We start from the raw sequence: 5,681 nt of genomic DNA, 5'->3' as shown, positions 1-5,681 counted from the left end.
TCGGCAGCGTCTGTTTTTTAAAAGACACAGTCCTCGAGGTTGCGGCGCTAAAAACGCGGGGCCCTACCCCGCGACGGGTGATGGGCCACGCCTGACGCACGAAATGCTGCGGTGCAGCTGTCGCCTTACTTCTTGTTGCGACGCTGAACGCGCGTGCGCTTGAGCAGCTTGCGGTGCTTCTTCTTCGCCATCCGCTTGCGCCGCTTCTTGATAACAGAGCCCACGACTACCCTCGCTCACTTCTCGGAACATCCCCGCCTCGGCGGGGATCGGTGCGGGGCGTCTGGGCCCACACGACCTACGTCGGCCTAGCCTACCGTCCCGAGGACCGCGGTCGTAATCCGAGGGCCGAACAAGGGCCATCCCGGCTCCATCTCCGCGTGCCCGCTACGCGGTCCCGACCCCCACGAAGGACTCCCGCAGGTACTCGTGCACCGCCTGTTCCGGAACCCGGAAGGACCTGCCCACCCGGATCGCCGGCAGATGACCGCTGTGCACCAAGCGGTACACGGTCATCTTCGACACGCGCATCACCGAGGCGACTTCCGCCACGGTCAGAAACTTGACCTCGTTGAGAGGTCGATCGCCAGCAGCCATGACCCACCTGTACCTTCCGCCGCGACGCCCACCGGCTTCCCCTCCGGTGACTCTTCGTCGCCGAGCGCTCACTCTCCAGACTAGGGGCGTGTGGTACGAGTGGGGAAGAGGAGCTGCCATCGGCCGTTTACCGTGACAGACGCGCTCGATTGAGTACATAGCTCGTCAGCGGGAGGTACGAGGCGGCGCACATGCCGTCGTCAAGCGGAACGGCCACCGCCACCTGCCCCTCCGCCTCACCCACGAACAGCGCGGGATCATCCGTATCGGCCAGGCCAATGGCCTCAATGCCCAGCTGACCTGCCCCGCAGACCCATCCGTGGTCCCCCACCACGAGTTCCGGCAACAGCCCTCCGCACTCGGCCGCGGTCTCCAGAGCGGCCCTAACCGGCAGCGGCGAATGGGAATGCGCCCCCCGCACGCGCCCCCCACTCGGCGCCCCCGGTTCCCGCACCAGCGCGACCCCCCGTACGTAGTCGAGGAGGTGGGTGCGTACGCCGAACCGGGTCGTTATGTCGACACATCGCCCCTGCGCCGGGGTGAGGACAAGACATCCCGCCGCCGACAGGGCGTCTGCCAGAGCAGCGTAGAAACCGAGCAGACGATGGGGATGTCCCGTCCCCAGGAGCACCGGAACCCGCCGCGCCGCCGCCGCACCCAAGCGCGCGGCAAAGGCGTCGAGCCCCTTCACCGTGCGCTCCGGATCGATGGCGTCCGCCCCCGACCGGTGCGCCGGATCCCCCGACACCCCGCACTTGTCGGCCATCAACCGCAACAAACCGGCCTCGTCCCACCCCCAGGCGGGATCGAGGCCGAGCAACACCCGCGGATCACGAGCGGCGAAGAGCCGATAGCTCCGCAGGTTCTCCTCCCGCGAGGTGGCCACCGTCCCCGCCAGCCCCGCCGCCAACAGATGCGCCCGCAACGCCCTGGTACTCAACACCCACCCGATGCTGCCGGAACACCGCCGCCCGGGGATCCGAACCTCCCGGAGACCCCACCGTCGGCGTAACGCCCACGCGCACGTTCCCGCGCCGCGCCCCCCCACGGCCGGGCTGGCGAACCGCGCGCTCAGGGCAACAGGCCCCGCAGCGGGAAGGCCGCCCTCCGCGTCGCGAGCACCGCCTGGTCGAGCCGGTCCGCCGGGTCGTACCCCTCGGCCCAGTCCCGGAAGTCCACCGGCCACCGCCCGTCCGTCATCCGCGCCGGCCCCAGCTGTCGGGTCCGCGCGTACACCTCGTCCCGCCACGACCCCGGGATCACCGACTCGGGATCCACCGGAGCGTGCGCCGCGATCCCCACCAGATGCGTCCACGACCGCGGCACGACGTCCACCACCGCGTACCCACCGCCGCCGAGGGCCAGCCAACGCCCCTCCGCGTGCTCGTGCGCGAGCTCGTGACACGCCTCCTGCACCGCCCGCTGCGCGTCCAGCGAGACCGCCAGGTGCGCGAGCGGGTCCTCGAAGTGCGTGTCCGCCCCGTGCTGCGTCACCAAGACCTGCGGCCGGAAGTCCGCGAGCAGCTCCGGTACGACCGCGTGGAAGGCCCGCAGCCATCCCGCGTCCCCCGTGCCGGCCGGCAGCGCCACGTTCACGGCGCTGCCCTCTCCGGCCCCCGCCGCCCCCGTCTCCTCCGGCCACCCCGTCTGGGGGAACAAGGTCCGCGGGTGCTCGTGCAGCGAGACCGTCAGGACCCGCGGGTCCTCCCAGAACGCCGCCTGCACGCCGTCGCCGTGGTGCACGTCCACGTCCACGTACGCGACCCGCTCCGCCCCCAGCTCCAGCAGGCGGGCGATGGCCAGCGAAGCGTCGTTGTAGATGCAGAAGCCCGAGGCCGCCCCCGGCATCGCGTGGTGCAGTCCACCGGCGAAGTTCACCGCGTGCCCGGCCTCGCCGCGCCACAGTGCTTCCGCCGCGCCCACCGACTGTCCGGCGATCAGCGCCGACACCTCGTGCATCCCGGCGAACGCCGGATCGTCGACCGTCCCCAGCCCGTACGCCTGGTCCGCACGGCGGGGATCAGCCGAGGCGGCCCGCACCGCCGCCACGTAGTCCTCGCGGTGCACGAGCCGCAGGGTCGAGTCCCCGGCCGGCTTCGCCGCCACCACGTCCACCGCACGGTCGAGCCCGTAGGCCCGCACCAACGACATCGTCAGCGCGAGCCGCACCGGATCCATCGGGTGCTCGGACCCGAAGTCGTACTGCGTGACAGCTTCATCCCACATCAACAGTGCGCGGCCGCTCATGCCCGTCACCGTATCGGGCCGCCCGCGGACCGAACGACGTGGCATGCGCCACCGTCACCAGGACCAGCACCATCGGCACCGCCATGGCCCACCGATAGCTCCACGCGTCCCCCAGGGCCCCCACCAACGGCGAACCGACCAGGAAACCGACGTAGTTGAAGACGTTGAGCCGCGCCACGGCCGCATCGCTCGCCGTCGGGAACAGTCGCCCGGCCGCCGCGAAGGTCTGCGGCACGATCACGCTCAGGCCGAACCCCAGGACGGTGAACCCCGCGATGCCCGCCCACGCCCCCGGCGCCACCGCGACCAGGGCGAACCCGAGGGCCGCGAGCACCGCCCCCGCCCTGACGACCACGGCCGCCCCGAGCCGACGCACCCCGAAGTCCCCGACGGCCCGGCCGAACAGCGTCGTCACCATGTACGCGTTGTACGGCACGGTCGCCATCTCCTCCGAGCTGCCCAGCACGTCCTGGAGGTACTTGGCGCTCCAGTTCGAGACGGTGGAGTCCCCGATGTAGGCGAAGGTCATCACCAGGCAGAGCGGCAGCAGGAGCCTGAAGGCGATTCCGTTCCCCCTCTCCCCGTCCTCCGCCTCCGCCGGTCGCCCCCCGTCGACGACGTACCACCGGCTCCCGACGAACGCGACGGGCAACAGCACCAGCACCACCGGCAGGTACGACACGAACAGCGGCAGGTGCCAGTGCGCCCCCGCCCAGGCCAGTGAGGCCCCCGCGATCCCGCCGAGGCTGTACGCGGCGTGGAAGCCGAGCATGATGCTCCGCCCGTACGCCCGCTGGAGGCTGACCCCCAGCATGTTCATGGAGGCGTCGAGCGCCCCCACCGCCAATCCGAAGAGCCCCAGGGCCACGGCCGCGTGCCAGAGCTCCGACCCGGCGCCCACGGACAGCAGCGCCAGCAGTACGAGGGGCTGGGCCCACCGCAACACCAGCGCGGGCCCCACCCGGGCGACGAGCTTCTCCGTCACCACGCTCGCGATCCCCGCCAGGACCGGCACTGCGGCCAGGAAGGCCGGCAGCAGTCCGTCAGAGATCCCGTACTGGTCCTGGATCGCCGGTATTCGAGTCACGAGCAGGGCGAAGGTGACCCCCTGCACGAAGAAACTGACCGCCAGGGATCCCCGCCCACGCCGCAACCGCGCATCCGTCATGGCGGCACAGCGTAGGGCCGGAAACTACCGATGGGTAGATGGATCACAACCCGAGAATCGCGGGGAGCTCGGTCATCCTGCTGAAGAAGCCCTTGGCACCGGTGAGTTTGCCCGCCGGCGTCATCGCGGTGAACCCGTACGCGTCCATCCCCGCGGCCACGGCGGCCCGGACCCCGAGCGCGCTGTCCTCGACCACCACGCAGCGCTCGGGCGCCACCCCCATCCGCGCGGCCGCGTGGAGGAACAGGTCCGGCGCAGGCTTGCCCCGGCCGACGTCCTCGGCGCTGAAGACGTTCTCCTCCCGGAACCAGGCGTCGAGCCCGGTCTTCCGGTGCCCGACCCGGATCCGCTCGTGGCTGCCCGAGGAGGCGACGCAGTACGGGACGCCGGCCGCGGCCAGTTCCTTGAGCACCCCTTCCGCCCCTTCCACGGCCTCCAGTTCCCGTTCGAACGCGGCGAAGACCCGTGCGTGGAAGACCGCGTCGAAGTCCACCGGCAGCCGCTGGCCGCTCCGCTCCTCGACCAGGTCGTGGATGCGGTGCATCGCGGAGCCCATGAAGTCGCGCACCGACTCCTCGAAGGTGGTGGGGTGCCCGAGCTCCGTGAGGTACCCGGCGAGCAACCGGTTGGAGATCGGCTCGCTGTCGACGAGCACACCGTCGTTGTCGAAGATGACCACGTCATAGCGCATGCGCCTCACCCTACGACGGCCCCGTCCGCCGTACCCGTGCCAGGTCGCCCGCCAACAGGTCCTCGTGCCGCAGCACGAAGTCCCCGTTGGGCATCGGCTCCCCGTAGTACTCCCCCATGATCCGGTCCGGCAGGAAGGACCGGAGCTCGTGCCGCATCCGCCTTCGGTGGGGGACGGGCACTCCCCACCCCTCGGGCGCCTCGTCCGTGCCGTAGACCACCCAGTGGTCCGTGGCCACGTCCGCATCGAGCGGGGGCACCCCACCGGTGTGGCAGTCGAGCGCCGGCAGGCACAGCCGGTCGGGATCCAGCGGCTCGTACCAGAGGAGGAGGGGTTTGGCCCGTGCGGCCTGAGCGGTGTCGAAGCAGCAGACGGCAATGGCGTGCCCCGGGTACTCCTCTGCGTAGAACGCGAACAACTCCGATGACAGCGAGGGCCGCTGGTGCCACGGAACGCGGGCGAGTGCGGCAGGCACGAGGGTCGGTTCGCCGGCCAGGACGACGGTGTAGACGTCGTGCTCGAAGACGTGCACGACGGGCGCATCCACCTCGCCCATCCAAGCGGGGCCGTCCTCGTCCGCGGAGGCTGCCGTCGGCCTGACGGCTTCCACCATCCGTTCCAGGAGGTCGTGCTCCCGTCCGACGGACAGGAAGTTGTCGGGTGTCATCTTCACCGCGGGTAGGTGCAGCAGCATCGCGTTCGGGCCGCTCGCGTGACTCACGGCGGTGTTCTGGTAGCCGAGGACATGGATCAGCCCGTGCTCGGGATGGGTCAGCCGTCCTGCGTAAAGGGTGGTGCCGGTGAATTCTGCCGGCGCGGTGGAAACACACATGAACGCAAAAATGCCTCAGCCCCCGGACCAGGTCCAGGGGCTGAGGCTAAAATTTGTTCGGCGGTGTCCTACTCTCCCACAGGGTCCCCCCTGCAGTACCATCGGCGCTGAAAGGCTTAGCTTCCGGGTTCGGAATGTAACCGGGC

At 70.4% G+C, this 5,681-nt stretch carries 7 protein-coding genes and 1 rRNA gene; all 8 read right to left on the bottom strand.

Annotation, left to right across the window (positions count from 1 at the left end):
* Positions 1-125 precede the first annotated feature (125 nt).
* Positions 126-224: a 30S ribosomal protein bS22 gene (locus ACFW2Y_RS34500; RefSeq protein ID WP_003948845.1), complete on the bottom strand. Its 99-nt coding sequence runs from the start codon at positions 222-224 to the stop codon at positions 126-128.
* Between the two features lie 163 nt (positions 225-387).
* On the bottom strand, positions 388-597 hold the full coding sequence (locus ACFW2Y_RS34495) for a helix-turn-helix domain-containing protein (RefSeq protein ID WP_030223786.1): 210 nt from the start codon (positions 595-597) through the stop codon (positions 388-390).
* Between the two features lie 127 nt (positions 598-724).
* Positions 725-1,540 carry a phosphatase gene (locus ACFW2Y_RS34490; protein WP_384887302.1) on the bottom strand — a complete coding sequence of 272 codons (816 nt, stop codon included), beginning with the start codon at positions 1,538-1,540 and terminating at the stop codon, positions 725-727.
* A 128-nt stretch (positions 1,541-1,668) separates the two neighbouring features.
* Complete coding sequence (locus ACFW2Y_RS34485; protein ID WP_384887300.1) at positions 1,669-2,844, bottom strand: acetoin utilization protein AcuC; 1,176 nt, start codon at positions 2,842-2,844, stop codon at positions 1,669-1,671.
* Positions 2,813-4,012 carry an MFS transporter gene (locus ACFW2Y_RS34480; RefSeq protein WP_384887298.1) on the bottom strand — a complete coding sequence of 400 codons (1,200 nt, stop codon included), beginning with the start codon at positions 4,010-4,012 and terminating at the stop codon, positions 2,813-2,815. The genes ACFW2Y_RS34485 and ACFW2Y_RS34480 overlap by 32 nt, the downstream gene beginning before the upstream one ends.
* A 43-nt stretch (positions 4,013-4,055) precedes the next feature.
* The gene (locus ACFW2Y_RS34475) at positions 4,056-4,703 is read right to left on the bottom strand and encodes an HAD family hydrolase (protein WP_384887295.1); all 648 of its coding nucleotides are present in this window, start codon (positions 4,701-4,703) and stop codon (positions 4,056-4,058) included.
* Positions 4,704-4,713: 10 nt separating this feature from the next.
* Complete coding sequence (locus ACFW2Y_RS34470; RefSeq protein WP_384887293.1) at positions 4,714-5,535, bottom strand: hypothetical protein; 822 nt, start codon at positions 5,533-5,535, stop codon at positions 4,714-4,716.
* Positions 5,536-5,590: 55 nt separating this feature from the next.
* A 5S ribosomal RNA gene (gene rrf / locus ACFW2Y_RS34465) occupies positions 5,591-5,681 on the bottom strand; the annotation flags it as partial.

It is taken from the genome of Streptomyces sp. NPDC058877 (assembly GCF_042742855.1).
Taxonomy (GTDB): Bacteria; Actinomycetota; Actinomycetes; order Streptomycetales; family Streptomycetaceae; genus Streptomyces.
This window is presented reverse-complemented; position numbering and strand designations above follow the sequence as displayed.

What these genes read in the sequence shown, in the direction of transcription:
- ACFW2Y_RS34495 (WP_030223786.1), bottom strand. Translation starts at nt 597, where the DNA reads ATGGCTGCTGGCGATCGACCTCTCAACGAGGTCAAGTTTCTGACCGTG.
- ACFW2Y_RS34485 (WP_384887300.1), bottom strand. Translation starts at nt 2,844, where the DNA reads ATGAGCGGCCGCGCACTGTTGATGTGGGATGAAGCTGTCACGCAGTAC.
- ACFW2Y_RS34480 (WP_384887298.1), bottom strand. Translation starts at nt 4,012, where the DNA reads ATGACGGATGCGCGGTTGCGGCGTGGGCGGGGATCCCTGGCGGTCAGT.
- ACFW2Y_RS34475 (WP_384887295.1), bottom strand. Translation starts at nt 4,703, where the DNA reads ATGCGCTATGACGTGGTCATCTTCGACAACGACGGTGTGCTCGTCGAC.
- ACFW2Y_RS34470 (WP_384887293.1), bottom strand. Translation starts at nt 5,535, where the DNA reads ATGTGTGTTTCCACCGCGCCGGCAGAATTCACCGGCACCACCCTTTAC.